We start from the raw sequence: 16,880 nt of genomic DNA on the forward strand, positions 1-16,880 counted from the left end.
TAAATGTTTACTGATAATAGTCTTTACCTCTGATATTTTTATGATTGGGTATACGTGCAGCTTCATCTTCAAGCTTTAACCTATCCAGACGCTTGTTCAGTATCTCTTCTATTACCCTGTAACCGTATTGTCCGAAGGATTGGGCGCAGCGGCAGGCGTCTATCAGACGTTCGTTACCTACACGCCGGGAGAAACTCAGTATGCCCGAACAAGACTTGTAGGCCTGCTCTGGATATGTTTTTTCCTCCAGGACCTTAGCTATGTACTCCGCCACATCCTCATGTATATCCATGGCCTGGGCGATGAACTTCTCGGCAGACCACTCGGTCAGGAACTGGTGTTGGGAAGCCAGGTGTTCGGTGTTGGTGGTATACTGATATTTACGTCTGTTGCGCATGCTGGGCAATGAGCTCATGCCGGTAGTAAACTTCGACAGACTGCGACGAGTAAAGGACTTTGACTGTTTTACCGATGTATTTATAGGGCACACTGTAATAATGGGTATCCACCCCTAAACGCATATATCCGTTCTTCCAGACGGTAAGTTGAGCCTGTTCCTTTAACTACTCATAGCGGATCGGGTTCAGGTCCTGCAACACATCACGCTCAATCACCTCGAACTGTTGCCTGCGGCTGTACTCCCGTTTATACATAGGTGTGTTGTTGTGTATCTCCAAAGCGACCCGGATAGCAGCATTCAATGAACTCAAGTCATAGAAGATACGCTTGTCCAGTTTGGTAAAGATTGTTTTATATACCAGCTTTACCGCACCTTCGACCAGGGACTTATCACGTGGCTTGTAGGCCCTTGCCGCAAGCACAGTCATCGAGTAATGCTCGGCAAAGCAAGCGAAGGACTCGTTCAATACCGCTTCGTATTTACTGCCCTTGGTTCCGTCACCATTATCCAAATGTAGTTTTTGACCTGTAAAGTCGATATACATCTTGTCTCCTGCTTTATGTTCGATGTGCATAACCGGACGATGCCGGGCTAAATACAGCCGGATAAAACCGCAGAAGCGGGAGATGCCGTAACCTTCAGGGTACTTCTCTATATACTGTCTGTAGAGCATCTCTTTGGTGACGCCTTTACGCTTGAGCTCCCTGCATATACCCGGAAGCAGAGCCTCCAGATCTACCTGTCGCTGGCTTTTCTCTGGATGGGCCGCCACCAGGAACTTTTGGGATAACTCCAAGTCGCTCATCGCTGAAAAGGCTTCATAACTAAGGCCTGAACCAAGGAAAATGTGCAGGTACTTCTTGATCGTGTTGCGCGAGATAAACAACATACCGGCAATGGCTTTGGTGCCTTTGCCCTGATTGTAAAGACGGATTACTTGTCGTAGTTTTAACATACTAATGGAAAAAACGGTAAAAACGACCCCTTAAAAACGGCGGAAAATGGCCATTAAAAAACGGTCGAAACTGACCCCTTGAAAACGGATGAAAGTGATCCCCTAAAAACGTTTCAAACTGACCCCGGCAAGGGTAATTGTTAAAAAGTTGTTCAAAGATGGTATTAAAAGTGTAAGATTTTGTTAGCTTGACCGGCGACCAAAATCAGAAGATTATGCCGAACATACCAATTAAGATGAACAAACTTAGAACCATTATCCGTTTGTATGAGGAGCAAACGGGTTTAAAGACCATCGCAGCGATGGCTCGCACCTCACGTAATACAGTAAAAAAATACGTTCAAAAGTGGAACTCTTTGAAAATGACCTACGAAGAGTTTCATGGCAAAAGTGATGCCGAGCTTCACGACCTGTTTTGTGTACCGGCTTGTATGCTTCAACCTAATCCCCGCCTGGAAGAATTGGAAGGTTTAATGCCCGATATCTGCAAAGAACTTGGACGTAAAGGAGCCACTACCCTCCAGCAATGGGATAAATATCGACAGAACCATCCTGATGGCTATGGACTTACTCAGTTCCGATTGGCTATCCAGCGTTACCGGATGATTACCAACCCTTCGATGCGGATGGAGCATAAAGCCGGGGATAAAATGTTTATCGACTATACAGGAGATAAATTATGGATATATCCTCATGGGGAATCTCCCCGTCAGGTAGAAGTCTTCGTAGCTATATTGGGCTGCAGCCTGTTAACTTATGTAGAAGCGGTTTCCAGCCAGACAAAGGAAGATTTTATATCAGCCTGTGAAAACGCTTTTTATTATTACGGTGGGGTCCCTCAGGCAATGGTTCCCGACAACCTGAAAGCAGCCGTGACAAAAGCCGGACGTTACGAATCGGTACTCAATGAAGAGTTTGAGCGTTTTGCCGAGCATTATGCCGTAACCGTTCTACCAGCCCGTGTGCGTAAACCTAAAGATAAATCAGTAGTAGAGAATGCTGTAAAATTAACATACAAAGATATCTTTACCCGGATAGAACATCTGCGTTGTCCGGACTTAAAGTCATTGAATGCGGCTATACGGTCAGCCCTTGAGATACATAACTACCAGCTTTTAAGTCGTCGTAATTACTCCCGCAGGAGTTATTTTGAGGAGATTGAGCGCGATGTATTGGGTCCGCTAAATCCGATACGTTATCAGATAAAAAAGCACATTATGGCAACAGTAGGTAAAGACGGCTATGTCCGTCTGCGTGAAGATATCCACTATTATAGCGTCCCTTATATCTATATCGGTAAAAAGCTGAAGATATCCTATACGACAAGTGATGTGGAGATATTTGACGGCTATACCTGTGTGGCTTGCCATACCCGTAACCGCCTTGAGTTTAAACATACAACCAATCCTGAACATTTGTCTCCAAAGCATAAGGCTATCCTGGAATGGTCACCTGAGACCTTTATTAAACAGGCTGCCGAGATAAATGAAGATGTCGAGTTTTACATCCGTAAGGTATTGGAGAAGAAGCGCTATGTTGACCAGGCTAATAAAAGCTGTTCGGGCATCCTGTCTTTAGCCCGTAAGGTAGGTCCTCTCAGGCTGGCTGCCGCATGCCGTCTTGCCGACAGCTATGGCAGGTATAGTTTCCTTGAGATACAGGATATACTTAAAACCCAGTCTGAACTTATTGAGGTTCCCGAAGAAACGGCAGACATCCCGGAGCATGAAAATATCAGGGGGAAAGACTATTATAAATAACCTTTAATAAATAAAACAATGAACAATCAAACATTAGACAAAATGCGTCAGATGCGCCTTTTTGGTATGCACGACGCCTTCAAGACATCACTGGAAAATACATTGAAAGAACAAATGACCCAGGATCAGTTTATAGGACACCTGGTGGCCAGTGAGTTCGACAACCGCCGAAACAGGGCTATTGAAAGGGCGGTTAAAGCTGCTTCATTCCGTTACAATGCTTCGATAGAAGAGATTGATTACACCTTTGAGCGGGGACTGGACCGTAATCAGGTTGAGCGGTTAGCTGCCCTGGAGTTTGTCGCAGAAAGTAAAGACCTGTTCATAACCGGACCCACAGGAACAGGTAAGAGCTATCTGGCTACCGCATTGGGTAATAAAGCATGCCAGGATGGATATAAGGTATTATATGCCAGTACTGCAAAACTGATGAGCCAACTGAAGATTGCAAAGGTCAAAGGCTCTGTTATAAACGACTTTAAACGTATCGAGAGGATGGACCTGCTTATACTGGATGACTTCGGTATGCAGGCTTTCGACTCTCAGGCAAGGGGAATACTGATGGATATAATAGAAGACAGGCATCAAAAGAGATCTACTATTATTACTTCGCAGGTCCCTGTTAAAGGTTGGTATGACGTTATTGGTGAGAAAACAGTTGCCGATGCCGTACTCGACCGATTAGTACATCATTCCCTGAGGGTAGAGTTATTTGGAGAATCAATCAGAAAAAGGAAAACTAAAAATGAAAATATGTATCGCTGATAAATTATGTGGGTCCGAATATAGAGATGTTGGGACTTATACCTATTTTTGTAAAATCTGTGGACCCATTACCTGGGTAGACCGATAAATATTAAGTTTAACTCGGGCTTAAATCTTCTTCTTTTAGACCCCAATCCCGAGAACAACTTTTTACTGTTTGAACGGCATAACTTCAAGGGATCATTTTCCGCCGTTTTTAAGGGGTCATTTTTACCGTTTTTTCCAACTCATCAGAAATCAGTTTATTTCTCCTTGTTTTTGTCTCATGATGTTTCATTGTGTTTCATTGTGTTTCATTGTGTTCTAATCATGCATAATCTATGAACAAAAATTATGCCTTTTATCGACATCTGACAGAAACGGTACAAATCTGACAGAAAATCATTCAAAACAACACGATTTATTGAGTAGCAAATATAAGAATAGAAAAAAAGAAAACCACTATAAAATAGTGGTTTAATGATAGTTTATAATTATTTTCGATTAATTTTAATTTCTAATTACTTGCCGATACAAAACTTACTAAAAATATTCCCTAATATTTCATCTGTAGAAATTTCTCCAGTTATTTCGCCCAGATAATGCATGCATTCCCTAATATCCTGAGCAAGAAAATCTCCGGAAAGATTTAAGTCCAGTCCGTCAATAACACGTTTTATTGCGGTAAGGGCATTTTGTAAAGCTTCATAATGTCTTACATTTGTTACTATTATATCGTGTTCACATATTTCGGGAATGTTTGCCGTTTTTACGAGAAAGCCTTCTAGCTCTTTTACTCCCTGCTCATATTTGGCTGAAATAAAAATGCGGTCGGGTATTTCATCAAGGAGAAGTTGTTCTTTATTCTTCTTTCTTTCTGCCGATATAGTATCAACTTTGTTAAAAACGAGAATTAATTTTTGATTCTTTATCGAAGGGAGTATTTTTTCTGCTAAATCATTAATATGTTCATCGGAAGAGCTAACATCTGTTATCCACAGAACAATACTCGCTTGTGCCAGTTTTTTGAATGTGCGCTCTATTCCGATTGTTTCAATCTCATCTGATGCGTCGCGTATCCCCGCTGTATCTATCAGGCGAAATGTTAAGCCCTGGATGTTGATTGTGTCTTCTATAACATCACGTGTTGTACCATGAATGTCTGAAACAATGGCTTTTTCTTCATGCAAAAGCAAATTTAATAAAGTGGATTTTCCTGCATTGGTTTCCCCGATAATAGCAACTGGAATTCCATTTTTTACTGCATTTCCAACACTGAATGAATCAGCCAGTTTATTAATATGAAGGTAAATGTCATAAGCGATTTCTTTCAACCTTTCACGATTGGCAAACTCTACATCTTCTTCAGAGAAATCGAGTTCAAGTTCAATCAATGAAGTAAAATTGAGTAATTCTGTGCGTAGTTCAACCAACTTATTGCTAAAACCACCGCGCATCTGGTTCATAGCAAGACGGTGACTTGCTGCGGATGAAGAGGAGATCAGATCGGCAACGGATTCAGCCTGAGATAAATCCATTCTTCCGTTAAGGAAAGCTCGTTGTGTAAATTCTCCGGGACGAGCTAGTGTAGCACCTTTAGACAAAAGTAATTGCAAGATATTTTGCTGGATATATATCGATCCATGGCATGATATTTCTACAGTATCCTCGCCTGTAAATGAATGTGGAGCTTTGAATATACTAATAAGTACATCGTCGAGTACTGCGTCATCTTTGATTATGGAACCGAAGTGAATAGTATTAGGTTGTTGAGCAGAAAGTTTCTTATTATTTTGAGCTTTGAAAACGGTATCTGTCAGTTCTATGCAACCTTTACCGGAAAGACGGATAATGGCTATTCCCCCCATTCCGGCAGGAGTAGATATAGCTGTGATAATATTATTTTCTTTGATCATTTAGGCCTCAATTCTTAAATAGCTATTATAAGAATTGAGGTCTAAACTATTACATGAATAATTTAGACCTCAAATTTTGTCGGGATACCAGGATTCGAACCTGGGACCCCCTGCTCCCAAAGCAGGTGCGCTAACCGGACTGCGCTACATCCCGTTTTTTGCTTATAGCGGTGCAAAGGTATGATATTTTTTTATATTTCAAAACAAATAAATGAAAAATTCTGTTTGTTATTTTAGTTCTTTTTATTTACAGAATACAATTATCTCCGATAACTTACTGGTAGCAAATTTATTTAGTTAAATAGGCATCATCTTAATAATAGCCCTTTTTTTTGTTTATTTTTGCATCTTAATTCCAAATCTGAAAAATATGGTTAAAAAGGTATTCTTTACGATAGCGTTATTAATGCTTTCATTTTTCTCTGTGCATGCCCAGAATCTGCAATTGCATTTCGATCCGCGTCATGCTTTACATGGAGATAAGATGTCCCAGAAAAATTATTTTACGGCAACTTTCGAGATGTTTAAGCCTGATAGATGGGGTTCGACATTTATGTTCGTTGATTTAGATTTTAACCAGAGCCGTGGCAATATCGGAACGGCTTATCTCGAAATAGCCCGCGATATCAAGATAGGTAAAAGCCCGATTATGGCGCATGCTGAATTTAACGGTGGGGTAGGGAAAGCTGAAAATTTCGGATTCTCGATAGCAAATGCTTATATGGCAGGAGCATCTTATTCAACTATGATAGGAAAGGCAGTATTGGGAACATACCTTGTTTATAAATACAATGCCTTTGAAAAAGTAAGTAATGATGTCCAATGGACTGTAACTTGGGGTATAGACCTGTTCAATAATAAATTCAGAGTATGCGGGTTTATGGATTTATGGACTCAGAATAAGAATAAATTCCATGCAGAAGGTGAAAGCGGTAAAGAAATTGTATTACTGACCGAACCTCAATTCTGGTATAATGTAACCGAGAATCTGGCTTTAGGAAGCGAAATTGAAATAAGCAACAATTTCCTTACAAATAATAAAGATAAGGCTTACATAAATCCTACTATTGCCGCTAAGTGGAACTTCTAAGACTTTAGAAAATGAAAAATCTGCTAGAGAAGACTTTTAAACTGAAAGAAAATAAGACGACCATACGCAAAGAATTTTTGGCGGGTCTTATTACATTTCTTACTATGTCGTATATACTGATTGTAAATCCAAGTATATTATCGACTACCGGTATGGACAAAGATGCATTGTTCACGGCAACAGCGTTAGCGACGGTTTTTGCCACGTTAATGATGGCTTTATATGCAAAACTTCCTATTGCACAGGCACCGGGTATGGGGCTGAATGCGTTCTTCGCTTTTACTATATGCGGAGTAATGGGTTATCCGTGGCAATTCGCTCTCACCGCTGTATTTATTGAAGGTATTGTCTTTATTTTATTGACATTCTTCAATGTACGCGAACTGATTGTAAAGAGTATACCTAAAGTGCTGAAAGATGCAATTCCTGTCGGTATTGGGCTTTTCATCACTTTAATAGGTCTCAAAAATGCGAATATCGTAGTTTCTAACCCTGATACACTTGTTGCTTTGGGGGATTTTTCGCAACATAGCGTCTGGATTGCATTACTCGGATTGATTGTAACGGCTGTATTATTTGTGAGAAATGTGAACGGGTCGATATTGATAGGTATAGTTGCTGCAACAATATTCGGCATTATACTCGGTGATGTTACATTACCTGACAAAAGCATAATCAGTGCGCCTCCGTCTATTGCGCCTATTTTTGCACAATTCGACTGGGAACATATTCTGTCTTTCGATATGCTGGTTGTAGTGTTTACCCTATTGTTTGTAAACCTTTTTGATACGGTAGGTACACTGATAGGCGTAGTATCCAAAGCAGGACTTGCCGATGAAGACGGTAATTTTCCTCAAATGAAAAAGGCTCTCTTTTCTGATGCATTAGGTACTACTGTCGGCTCGATACTTGGTACAAGTACAATTACAGCATATGTGGAAAGTGCATCCGGTGTTGCTTCGGGTGGGCGTACTGGACTTACTTCTGTAAGTACAGCATTAATGTTTGCTTTGGCATTGTTTTTCGCACCGTTATTCCTGATGGTTCCTCCGGCAGCGACATCTCCGGCGTTAATCATCGTCGGTTTGTTTATGATTTCATCCGTAGCGAAAATCAATTTCAATGATATGAGTGAAGGATTGCCTGCATTCCTGACAATCGTGTTTATGCCTTTTACATACAGTATAGCAGAAGGTATTGTATTCGGTATGTTGAGCTTTGCATTTATCAAAGTATGTGCAGGAAAATACAAAGATGTTTCGACAACAGTATATGTGATAGCGGTATTGTTCTTACTGAAAATAATATTGGATGCTTCTCATATAATGGGTTAAAGTAATATTATACTATTTAAAATAAAAAGGGATTATTCATTTGAATAATCCCTTTTCTTATTATACTGGTTTTGATTTGATTATTTTTTATTCAGCTTTTTACTGTTTGCAATGATAGATTGATTGATATTTCTTACTTTTTCGAAGTCCATTTTTTCAACTTTCCTGTCATAAGTAACCAAACCGTTTATTTCATGCTCTACATCGGTAGTCTGTGTATATATTGCCGCACTTACCCCACGGTAATTCATCATCTGTTCCACTTCAGTAATGAGCATAACATACGTATCGGATAATATCTCTTTATTGACCAGTATCTGATAAGCATTATTTCTTACCGGCCACAGATGGCCTCTCACAAACAATCCTTTTCCTCCGAATTCTCCAATGGATGATGCTCTGTTTTCTTCTGCTTTAGGGGTGTTTTTCTCATTAATTTCACCATAGTTGTGTAAATCTACAAAATCTCCGTTGCCCGGATCACCGTAGGCTTTGCGGTATCCCGGTGCAAAATTATAGCCCGAATTACCATTCACCAGTCTTGAAGGATCGTATTTCTTTGTCCAGTCTGTAATATCCGTAACCTCAAATGCTCCCCAGTTTTCATTGAAAGGTACCCATGTAACTATAGACGGCGAACTGATATGCTGATCGATAATCTCTTTCCATTCGGTGCGGAACTGCTGGCGAACGGCTACAGAGTCGACACCATCAGGTTCCCATATATTAGGCATATCCTGCCATACCAATATTCCCATGCGGTCGCAGTGATAGTACCAGCGCTGAGGCTCTGTTTTGATATGTTTACGTATTACGTTGAAGCCTGTTTTTTGTGTCAGTTCTATATCATAACGCAGGGCTTCTTCTGTTGGTGCAGTGAAAATACCGTCAGGCCAGTAACCCTGATCGAGAAGTCCGAGTTGCAATACAAATTCTCCGTTTAGCAATGTTCTTGTTACTCCGTCGACTTTACCTAAAGAAATAGAGCGCATACCGAAATAGCTTTTTACTTCGTCCACGACTTTTCCCTTTTTGTCTTTCAATTGCAATTTGAGATCGTACAGGAATGGATTTTCAGGACTCCATAATTTAGGTTCGGTAAGTGTCAGATAAAATTTCTGATTTGTACTTCCGTCTGCTTTTTTTACTTCCCTGCCGTTGTCGGATGCAATAGCAGAAACTATCATATCGTTTCTATCCGATAATACGGTTATCTCGAGGCGGTTATTTTTCAGGTCGGGGATGAGTTTCAATTGTGCGATATGTTCTTTTTCTACCGGTTCCATCCATACAGTCTGCCATATACCCGATGAAAAAGTATAATCTCCTTTCGGACCGTTTTTGCCTGATGCAGCTTTTCCGTCGTTAGGGTCGTAAGCTCCTACTATCAGGGTATTGTTACCTTGTTTTAGATAGTCGGTTATGTCGAAACTAAAACTGGTGTATCCGCCTGTATGACTACCGACTTTTTTACCGTTTACGAATACGGTAGCGATGCGGTCTACAGCACCGAAGTTAAGTAGAACTCGTTTGCCTTTCCAGTTTTCGGGAATAGTGATATTTCGTTTATACCAAAGGTTTACTTCATCTTTACGCTTAATACCGGATAAATCGGCTTCTGGTACAAATGGTACAAGTATTTTCTCAGGATTTGCCTTAAATGTAGGAGGCACGTCGGCTGTAACCGGATCAGCCAGTTCTTTCCCTCCCATATAATCCCATGTTCCGTTCAGGTTGACCCATTCCGAGCGTTCCATTTGCGGACGTGGATATTCGGGTAACGGTACTTCTGTATTAAACGCGATTTCAGACCAAGGGGTAGGGAGGATAAAGTCTGCTTTTTTCTGAGCATTCAATCCGGACAATCCGGATAATAAAAGGATAATTACTAAATACAGTGTGATTCTTTTCATGTTTCTATAGATTATGGTAATATATCTTTGGTGTTTCCAAAAGGATAAGGCATCGCAAATATATGTAATTTTTACGACCGATATATTATATAAATCTAATTTGTTAAATTTGATTGGATAAAAGCATTTAACTTATTGTCAGATAGGCTTTCCAAATTCAAGAGGTCGCTATATGGATTCTCTAATTTCAGTAATATGCCGAATGCCGGTTCTGTTTTGTACCCTGCGGTTTTCAATTCAATAATTTTGTTTCTGAAATCATCTCCTGCCAACTTTAAGATACGGTCTTCTATTAACATATGCCTATATCCATGCTGAGCGGTAGTCGGTTTAGACTCTGCATAAATTTCAATCGGTGTCTTTTTATATTCGAAAGAAGCCACATATGAATCTGATCTGAAATAATCAGAAAAAGATTGATATTTGGAAAAATACCCGCGTACTATTTCCTGAAATTTGCTTAGATCAGCGGCATTACATATGATGTCCAGATCACTTCCTGATATATCAATTCCGATAGGAATAGTGCCTACTAATACCGGCTCGCACTCTCGCAATACAGAAAATATGTCTATCTCTTTCAATATCCGATGAGCATTTCTTTGCCTGTCGTTTCCCGATTTGAGATATTCTATATCCAGCCAGTCGGTCATATGAGGAAATTAGAATACAATCTGCATTTGTCCCAATACGACATTTGAGTTGGGTGCATCCCATTTATTGGAATAATCCGAGTATGTATAATTGAGTTGGAAGCGGCACGACTTATAAAAGTAATAGTTGACACCGAAGGTATAATCCATTACTTCACTGTTTATTGCCTTATCCATATTTAGGTAGTCGACTTTAGCAAAAGCATTTAGCTTCTCTGGAATGAAATACCATAATCCGACGCCATGAATACCTTCTTTCTTTATACCGCCATCGTTACCCTTTATCCATTCGGCACGGGCGTAGAAGCAACTGCTTTTATAATCGCTGCTGACAATCCAGCGGTTACGCACATGGTCGGCTTTTTCTGTTTCCCCGTCTTTGATGTAGGTTGCTTCGCCGAAATATCCGCCACCGCCTATACGGAAACCTTTTAAAGGTTGCAGCATAATATTGGCAATAAAATCTTTCGAGTTATTTGTTTCGCTGGTGATTAGCCCTGTACCCTGATAAAGACCTATTCCGTACTCTAGAAAGTCATGAGTATGCATATTTATAAGGCTACCGGAAGCCTTAATACCCAGATCGCGTCCGATATTATTTCTGTCATTCTGCTTCTTTAATACATCGTCGCCCATACCCGCTAATGCAGAAACCGAACGCGTATTTACTATAGATTCCAAAGCTGTCAGTGAAAATTGATTTTCCTGTGAAAAGGGTGTTTTTGCCTGGCCCACTCTCAGATTGAATTTGGAAGAAGGAGTCCAGTCTATATAAAATTCAGTAAGAGTAGGCTTTACGAATTCCATCATTGCAAAATACCTGAAATTATTAAATAACTGTCCCTGCATCGTCAGGAATATGACCCTTGCATCCAACGTGTGTTTTACATCGTTTACGTCGCTGTATTTATACATCATCAGTCCGTATCCGCCGAATTGCATATAAGGGGTATTGAATGCCTCTCTGACTTTTTCTACAGTGTGGGTGAATGAGGTGCTTTTCGAACTTTCTGTGGATGAAGACAATAAAGAGTCTGCTTCATTTCGTGACAAAATATTTTTCTCAACCAGTTTATCGATAAGTTCCTTATTAGAGTCCTGCGCATAAATAGTTGTACATGCCGTAATGATTAATAGCATGGATAACAGCTTCTTCATAGAATTTTGAAAATAAATTATGTTAATGTTAATTTAATCGATGTTGATAGGCTCTCCCAGATATTTCGGTCCTTTCCCGGTAAGGATATCTATAAAAACTTTTACACGGGCAAAGACTTCCCGTATTTTAGTCTTATACGAATATCGGCCTAAAACGACATCCTGTGCATTATATCCGTATGCTTCCAGACCGTAATATTGTGCAAGAAAAATTGCCCTTTCGTTATGGAACTCCTGCGATACTATGATAAATGATTCCTGTCCGAAGATCTCATTCATTCGTACCACCGAATCCAATGTGCGTAATCCGGCATAATCCATATGAATTATTTCTTTAGGAATACCCATTTCGATAAGGGCGTTGCGCATATCATTAGCTTCGTTGTAGTCTTTGCGGCTGTTATCTCCACTGACTACAAAGACTTTCACCTTTCCCGCTTCGTAAAGCTTTTTAGCTGCCTGCATGCGGTATGTGAAATATAAATTCTGGCGATTACCGACGTATCGGGCTGCACCCAATACCAGCGCTGCCTTTTGAGGTGGTATGCTGTCTACATTATTGTAGACATAATCTTTGGTATCGTGCGGTATCTTCCAGTTGGCAAAGGCAACAACTAGCGCTACCAATATAACGGGTATAAATATTATCAGCAAAACTTTCTTAATTATTTTCTTCGTTCGGGATTTCATCAGATACGTTCCAAAACTTTCTTAATTAAATCTTCTATCGATCCTTTGTAATTTGCATTCGATTCTCCTGCAAGGCGGTTTGCTATGATAGTACATACTGTCATTGCCTTATGTCCCATTAGCCTGCTAAGACCGGCAAGCGGGGCGCTTTCCATTTCGTAATTTGTGATTGTCTCGCCATCGAATTTGAACGATTCTATTCTGCTGTTCAGATCCGGATTGGCAAGCGGCATACGGACATATCTTCCCTGTGGCCCGTAAAAACCGATAGCCGAAATAGTAACTCCCTTTATCATATCATGACCGACACGCGACACTAAATCTTCATCTGCTTTTACTACATATGGGGAGCAATGTTGCGGATTCCATCCGACATGCTTTTTGAATGCTTCTTCAAAATCATTGAGTGTGATATTATTACGGCCATCATAATAATTCAATACACCGTCGAAGCCGATCGATTTTGCTGCTACAACATATGATCCGATAGGGCAATGAGGCTGTAGTCCGCCTGATGTACCTACCCGCACCATTGTCAGTTGCCGGAAATCTTTCTTTACTTCACGGGTTTTGAAGTCGACATTGACAAGAGCATCCAGTTCGGTGATAACTATATCTATGTTGTCGGGGCCGATGCCGTGCGAAAGTGCTGTTATGCGTTTTCCCTTATAAGTACCTGTAATAGTATGAAACTCGCGGCTATGGATATCGCATTCTATACTATCGAAAAATGAGGCGGTAAGGTTTACCCTTTCCGGATCGCCCATCATTATTATCTTATCCGAAAGCTGTTCGGGTTTTATATGCAGATGAAATACACTGCCGTCATCGTTTATTATGAGTTCTGAATCCGGAATTATTCGCATAGCTTTTTTATTTAAGTTGCAAAGATAGAGATTTTTGACCGATTATTTTACTAATGAAAGAATTGATAATGAAATAACCGATTAATTGATTTCTTAATATTATTGTTTATATTTGTCTTGCTAAATATGACCTCTATCATATAAACAGAATCTTATTTTTTTTGATGATAAATAACCATGAAACAGAAAATTAAATTACTACTTACAATTGTGTGTGCGCACACGCTTCTTTTCTCGGGAAGCTTAAATGCTAAAGAGCCGGAGAAAACATTAAGAGATGACGGGGAACTTTTCAAAGTTGCTATAGCCGGATTTACCTTTGTCAATTTCAATTTGGATGAAACATTGAAGATGATGCAGGAGGTAGATGTACATTATTTATGTATAAAAGATTTCCATTTACCATTAAACAGTAATGATGAACAGATTGCGGCATTCCATGCAAAACTGGCGGCACATGATGTAACCGGATATGCCGTTGGCCCTATTTATATGAAGACCAAAGAAGAAGTCGACCGTGCATTCGACTATGCCAAACGGGTAGGAGTAAAGCTTATAGTAGGCGTGCCGAATCATGATATGCTTCCGTATGTTGACCAGAAAGTAAAGGAATATGATTTTAAGTATGCGATACATTTACACGGGCCCGATATTGAACTGTATCCGAATGCAAAAGATATATATGAGCATGTAAAAGACCTCGATCCGCGTATCGGTATGTGTCTCGATATCGGTCATGATGCCCGTGACGGACAAGACCCGATTGCCGACTTGAAGAAATATAAAGACCGTGTATTCGATATTCATATGAAAAATACTACCGCTGCTACAAAAGCGGGAAAGACCGGAGAGATCGGTCGCGGTATTATCGATATTCCTAAGTTTGTAAAGATGCTTCGTCAGGTGAAGTATTCAGGGGCATGTAGCTTGGAATATGAACGGAATATGAAAGCTCCTTTAGCCGGTATTGCCGAATCTATCGGCTATTTCAGAGGCGTAATTGATGCAACGAAATAATAGATATTGTATAAATGATTTAACGGATGACATGTTAACGTCATCCGTTTTTATTTTTCCCGATTAGTAAATTCTTTACTTTTGTACTGTAAAATCATTTCCTATGAAGATTATCCTTTTAGTTATCGGTAAGACCGATGCAGGCTATTTTATCGAGGCCGTAAATGAATATCAGAAACGTCTCGAACATTATATACCTTTTGAAATGCAGATTATTCCGGATATTAAAAATACGAAGAACCTAACTCCGGATCAGCAGAAGGAAAAGGAAGGAGAACTTATACTGAAAAATCTGCAGTCGGGCGATTATCTGGTGTTGCTGGATGATAAAGGAAAAGAATATACTTCTGTTCAGTTTGCATCTTATATTGAAAAGAAGACGCATACGGTAGCTAAGCGTCTTGTATTCCTTGTTGGTGGCCCTTATGGATTCTCTCCGGCAATATATGATAAGGCAAATGAAAAGCTAACATTATCGCGTATGACTTTCTCTCATCAAATGGTGAGGCTCATATTTGTCGAACAGCTGTACAGGGCGATGACGATATTAAATAATGAGCCTTATCATCACGAATAAAAAAAAACGGTTTTAGTCCATCAACTAAAACCGTTTTTTATATAAGTAAATTATATTACATATTCATTCCGCCACAAACAGGAATTGCTTGACCCGATACGTAAGAAGAAAGATCAGAACCTAAGAATACTGCTACATTAGCAACGTCTTCCGGTGTACCTCCACGACGCAAAGGTATTTGTTCTGCCCATTTTTTCTTTACTTCTTCTGATAATACTCCGGTCATTTCAGTGATGATGAAGCCGGGACAGATGCAATTTGCACGTATGCCTCTCGAACCAACTTCTTTAGCGATAGATTTGGCAAGGCCGATCATACCTGCTTTCGATGCTGAGTAGTTTGTTTGGCCTGCATTACCGGAAAGGCCTACAACCGAACTCATATTGATGATGCTTCCGCTTTTCTGTTTCATCATGATAGGTGTAATAGCATGGATAAAGTTGAAAGCAGATTTTAGGTTGATATTGATTACCATATCCCATTGTTGCTCAGACATGCGAACCATAAGCCCATCGCGTGTGATACCAGCATTGTTAATAAGGATATCGATTTGTCCGAAGTCATTCATTATTTCTTCCACCACTTTGTGGGTTTCGTCGAAGTCTGCTGCATTCGATGCATATCCTTTTGCTTTTACGCCGAATTTGGCTATTTCTGCTTCCGTAGCTTTTGCATTCTCATCTATTGCCAAATCGGTGAATGCGATGTTCGCGCCTTGTTCTGCATATTTTAGGGCAATGGCTTTACCAATACCACGAGCTGCACCTGTAATGACAGCGGTTTTACCTTCTAGTAATTTCATAATTCAAAATATAAATTAATATATGATTTAGTTAATTCTTATTTCTTCTTCTTGATTCCTTCGAATATCAGATAGGCTATATTCTCGCGTTGCGATTCTGTTTTGAGGCTTTCGGCTCTTATCTGCCCGCGTATGTACGGTACTTCGAGCCCTTTTAACGCATGATGCAGGATTTCAGCGGTGGCAGCTGTATCCGGCATTTCGAAGGTTCCTTCTTCTACTCCTTTTGTTAGAATATCTTTCAATACCTGAATTTCTTTCACATCATACCATTTCCGCACGTTTTGTACACGCCATATATCCCGGAAAAAGTCGGCCTTAAGCGTACCGTTACGGGCTACAACATTTTTTATAGCATCGAAACGGGTGTAAAAGAATAGCAGAAGCTTTTCGTCGGCAGGGAGTTTTTTGCTTGCCACCGATTGCAAGGCGTGGTACATCTGGTCGAGTTCGTTTTCCAATACAGCCTGATATACTTCATTTTTGTTATTGAAGTATGTATATAGTGTCCGACGCCCCTTGTGGGAAGCGACAGCAATATCGTTCATGGTAGTATTTTCTACTCCCAGTTTAGCAAAAAGCTGACGGGCAACGTCGATCAGGATATTTCGGGTCTTGTTTATGGCCATATATCAAAATTGCACACAAGTATTCCAAGTGTGCAAATTTAGTACAAAAATATTGAATACGTATGATTTTGTACGTTTTTATAAGTTCTGTTAAAAAAGGTGAGGGGATTTATCCGAATATATGCTTATTCTATAATTAATTATATGGGGATGGAATTATGCCTATTAGGCCAGTAACCAGATCAGCAACGCTATGGTAAAGGAAAACAGAGACGATATAAACATATACCCCCCTATATTGTCGTCTTTTTTCGATTGGGTATTATTCTTGCGTTTTATCATTCCCGATCTGAACCACAGAACAATACTTGAGATAAAAAGTATAGAACCTATTATGATAAATATTGTATAGAATATCATAGCACTTTCTTATTGT

At 39.9% G+C, this 16,880-nt stretch carries 17 protein-coding genes and 1 tRNA gene; 6 read left to right on the plus strand and 12 right to left on the minus strand.

Features of this window, described 5'->3' with window-relative positions; genetic code table 11:
* Positions 1-7 precede the first annotated feature (7 nt).
* Both K348_RS19425 and K348_RS19430 read right to left on the minus strand, forming a co-directional pair.
* Entirely contained in the window at positions 8-397 is a 390-nt protein-coding gene (locus K348_RS19425) for a hypothetical protein (protein ID WP_231496783.1), read from the minus strand.
* 166 nt (positions 398-563) lie between these two features.
* Positions 564-1,355: a helix-turn-helix domain-containing protein gene (locus K348_RS19430; protein WP_231496786.1), complete on the minus strand. Its 792-nt coding sequence runs from the start codon at positions 1,353-1,355 to the stop codon at positions 564-566.
* 236 nt (positions 1,356-1,591) lie between these two features.
* Between K348_RS19430 and istA the strand changes: the two genes are divergently transcribed.
* Both istA and istB read left to right on the plus strand, forming a co-directional pair.
* Positions 1,592-3,115: an IS21 family transposase gene (istA, locus tag K348_RS0112015; RefSeq protein ID WP_036930072.1), complete on the plus strand. Its 1,524-nt coding sequence runs from the start codon at positions 1,592-1,594 to the stop codon at positions 3,113-3,115.
* 18 nt (positions 3,116-3,133) lie between these two features.
* Positions 3,134-3,880 (plus strand): IS21-like element helper ATPase IstB, encoded by a 747-nt coding sequence (gene istB / locus K348_RS0112020; RefSeq protein WP_029901791.1) that lies wholly within the window; start codon positions 3,134-3,136, stop codon positions 3,878-3,880.
* A gap of 500 nt (positions 3,881-4,380) precedes the next feature.
* Here the strand turns inward: istB and mnmE are convergent, their stop codons facing one another.
* Both mnmE and K348_RS0112030 read right to left on the minus strand, forming a co-directional pair.
* Entirely contained in the window at positions 4,381-5,775 is a 1,395-nt protein-coding gene (gene mnmE / locus K348_RS0112025; RefSeq protein WP_029905191.1) for a tRNA uridine-5-carboxymethylaminomethyl(34) synthesis GTPase MnmE, read from the minus strand.
* Between the two features lie 79 nt (positions 5,776-5,854).
* Positions 5,855-5,929, minus strand: a tRNA-Pro gene (locus K348_RS0112030).
* A 216-nt stretch (positions 5,930-6,145) separates the two neighbouring features.
* On the opposite strand from K348_RS0112030, the gene K348_RS0112035 reads away from it, so the two are divergent.
* Entirely contained in the window at positions 6,146-6,865 is a 720-nt protein-coding gene (locus tag K348_RS0112035; RefSeq protein ID WP_029905192.1) for a DUF5020 family protein, read from the plus strand.
* Positions 6,866-6,876: 11 nt separating this feature from the next.
* Positions 6,877-8,199: an NCS2 family permease gene (locus K348_RS0112040; protein ID WP_029905193.1), complete on the plus strand. Its 1,323-nt coding sequence runs from the start codon at positions 6,877-6,879 to the stop codon at positions 8,197-8,199.
* Positions 8,200-8,279: 80 nt separating this feature from the next.
* On the opposite strand, the gene K348_RS0112045 is transcribed toward K348_RS0112040, so the two are convergent.
* The 5 genes from K348_RS0112045 to K348_RS0112065 form a co-directional block, all read right to left on the minus strand.
* The gene (locus tag K348_RS0112045) at positions 8,280-10,112 is read right to left on the minus strand and encodes a glycoside hydrolase family 2 protein (protein WP_029905194.1); all 1,833 of its coding nucleotides are present in this window, start codon (positions 10,110-10,112) and stop codon (positions 8,280-8,282) included.
* Between the two features lie 95 nt (positions 10,113-10,207).
* Complete coding sequence (locus K348_RS0112050) at positions 10,208-10,765, minus strand: DUF4269 domain-containing protein (protein WP_029905195.1); 558 nt, start codon at positions 10,763-10,765, stop codon at positions 10,208-10,210.
* 9 nt (positions 10,766-10,774) lie between these two features.
* Positions 10,775-11,923, minus strand: a complete 1,149-nt coding sequence (locus K348_RS0112055) for a porin (RefSeq protein ID WP_029905196.1) — start codon at positions 11,921-11,923, stop codon at positions 10,775-10,777.
* A 33-nt stretch (positions 11,924-11,956) separates the two neighbouring features.
* Entirely contained in the window at positions 11,957-12,613 is a 657-nt protein-coding gene (locus K348_RS0112060) for a vancomycin high temperature exclusion protein (RefSeq protein WP_029905197.1), read from the minus strand.
* Positions 12,613-13,479, minus strand: coding sequence for a nucleoside phosphorylase (locus tag K348_RS0112065; RefSeq protein ID WP_029905198.1), 867 nt, complete (start codon positions 13,477-13,479; stop codon positions 12,613-12,615). The genes K348_RS0112060 and K348_RS0112065 overlap by 1 nt, the downstream gene beginning before the upstream one ends.
* Before the next feature lie 177 nt (positions 13,480-13,656).
* Between K348_RS0112065 and K348_RS0112070 the strand changes: the two genes are divergently transcribed.
* A complete protein-coding gene (locus K348_RS0112070) occupies positions 13,657-14,496 on the plus strand; it encodes a sugar phosphate isomerase/epimerase (RefSeq protein ID WP_029905199.1) in 840 nt (279 codons plus the stop codon).
* A gap of 103 nt (positions 14,497-14,599) precedes the next feature.
* Positions 14,600-15,073 (plus strand): 23S rRNA (pseudouridine(1915)-N(3))-methyltransferase RlmH, encoded by a 474-nt coding sequence (rlmH, locus tag K348_RS0112075; protein WP_029905200.1) that lies wholly within the window; start codon positions 14,600-14,602, stop codon positions 15,071-15,073.
* A 55-nt stretch (positions 15,074-15,128) separates the two neighbouring features.
* On the opposite strand, the gene fabG is transcribed toward rlmH, so the two are convergent.
* The 3 genes from fabG to K348_RS0112090 all read right to left on the minus strand — a co-directional run bounded on the left by fabG (position 15,129) and on the right by K348_RS0112090 (position 16,864).
* Complete coding sequence (gene fabG / locus K348_RS0112080; RefSeq protein WP_029905201.1) at positions 15,129-15,875, minus strand: 3-oxoacyl-[acyl-carrier-protein] reductase; 747 nt, start codon at positions 15,873-15,875, stop codon at positions 15,129-15,131.
* A 38-nt stretch (positions 15,876-15,913) separates the two neighbouring features.
* On the minus strand, positions 15,914-16,504 hold the full coding sequence (locus K348_RS0112085; RefSeq protein ID WP_029905202.1) for a TetR/AcrR family transcriptional regulator: 591 nt from the start codon (positions 16,502-16,504) through the stop codon (positions 15,914-15,916).
* Positions 16,505-16,669: 165 nt separating this feature from the next.
* Entirely contained in the window at positions 16,670-16,864 is a 195-nt protein-coding gene (locus K348_RS0112090; protein WP_029905203.1) for a hypothetical protein, read from the minus strand.
* Between the last annotated feature and the right edge of the window lie 16 nt (positions 16,865-16,880).

It is taken from the genome of Prevotella sp. 10(H) (genome assembly GCF_000711235.1).
Lineage (GTDB): Bacteria > Bacteroidota > Bacteroidia > Bacteroidales > Dysgonomonadaceae > Dysgonomonas.

Excerpts from the sequence above, each read along its gene's own strand:
- K348_RS0112050 (WP_029905195.1), bottom strand. The coding sequence starts at position 10,765 with ATGACCGACTGGCTGGATATAGAATATCTCAAATCGGGAAACGACAGG.
- K348_RS19425 (WP_231496783.1), bottom strand. The coding sequence starts at position 397 with ATGCGCAACAGACGTAAATATCAGTATACCACCAACACCGAACACCTG.
- fabG (WP_029905201.1), bottom strand. The coding sequence starts at position 15,875 with ATGAAATTACTAGAAGGTAAAACCGCTGTCATTACAGGTGCAGCTCGT.
- istB (WP_029901791.1), top strand. The coding sequence starts at position 3,134 with ATGAACAATCAAACATTAGACAAAATGCGTCAGATGCGCCTTTTTGGT.
- rlmH (WP_029905200.1), top strand. The coding sequence starts at position 14,600 with ATGAAGATTATCCTTTTAGTTATCGGTAAGACCGATGCAGGCTATTTT.
- mnmE (WP_029905191.1), bottom strand. The coding sequence starts at position 5,775 with ATGATCAAAGAAAATAATATTATCACAGCTATATCTACTCCTGCCGGA.
- K348_RS0112065 (WP_029905198.1), bottom strand. The coding sequence starts at position 13,479 with ATGCGAATAATTCCGGATTCAGAACTCATAATAAACGATGACGGCAGT.
- K348_RS0112070 (WP_029905199.1), top strand. The coding sequence starts at position 13,657 with ATGAAACAGAAAATTAAATTACTACTTACAATTGTGTGTGCGCACACG.
- K348_RS0112055 (WP_029905196.1), bottom strand. The coding sequence starts at position 11,923 with ATGAAGAAGCTGTTATCCATGCTATTAATCATTACGGCATGTACAACT.
- K348_RS0112085 (WP_029905202.1), bottom strand. The coding sequence starts at position 16,504 with ATGGCCATAAACAAGACCCGAAATATCCTGATCGACGTTGCCCGTCAG.
- K348_RS19430 (WP_231496786.1), bottom strand. The coding sequence starts at position 1,355 with ATGTTAAAACTACGACAAGTAATCCGTCTTTACAATCAGGGCAAAGGC.
- K348_RS0112035 (WP_029905192.1), top strand. The coding sequence starts at position 6,146 with ATGGTTAAAAAGGTATTCTTTACGATAGCGTTATTAATGCTTTCATTT.
- K348_RS0112090 (WP_029905203.1), bottom strand. The coding sequence starts at position 16,864 with ATGATATTCTATACAATATTTATCATAATAGGTTCTATACTTTTTATC.
- K348_RS0112040 (WP_029905193.1), top strand. The coding sequence starts at position 6,877 with ATGAAAAATCTGCTAGAGAAGACTTTTAAACTGAAAGAAAATAAGACG.
- istA (WP_036930072.1), top strand. The coding sequence starts at position 1,592 with ATGAACAAACTTAGAACCATTATCCGTTTGTATGAGGAGCAAACGGGT.
- K348_RS0112045 (WP_029905194.1), bottom strand. The coding sequence starts at position 10,112 with ATGAAAAGAATCACACTGTATTTAGTAATTATCCTTTTATTATCCGGA.
- K348_RS0112060 (WP_029905197.1), bottom strand. The coding sequence starts at position 12,613 with ATGAAATCCCGAACGAAGAAAATAATTAAGAAAGTTTTGCTGATAATA.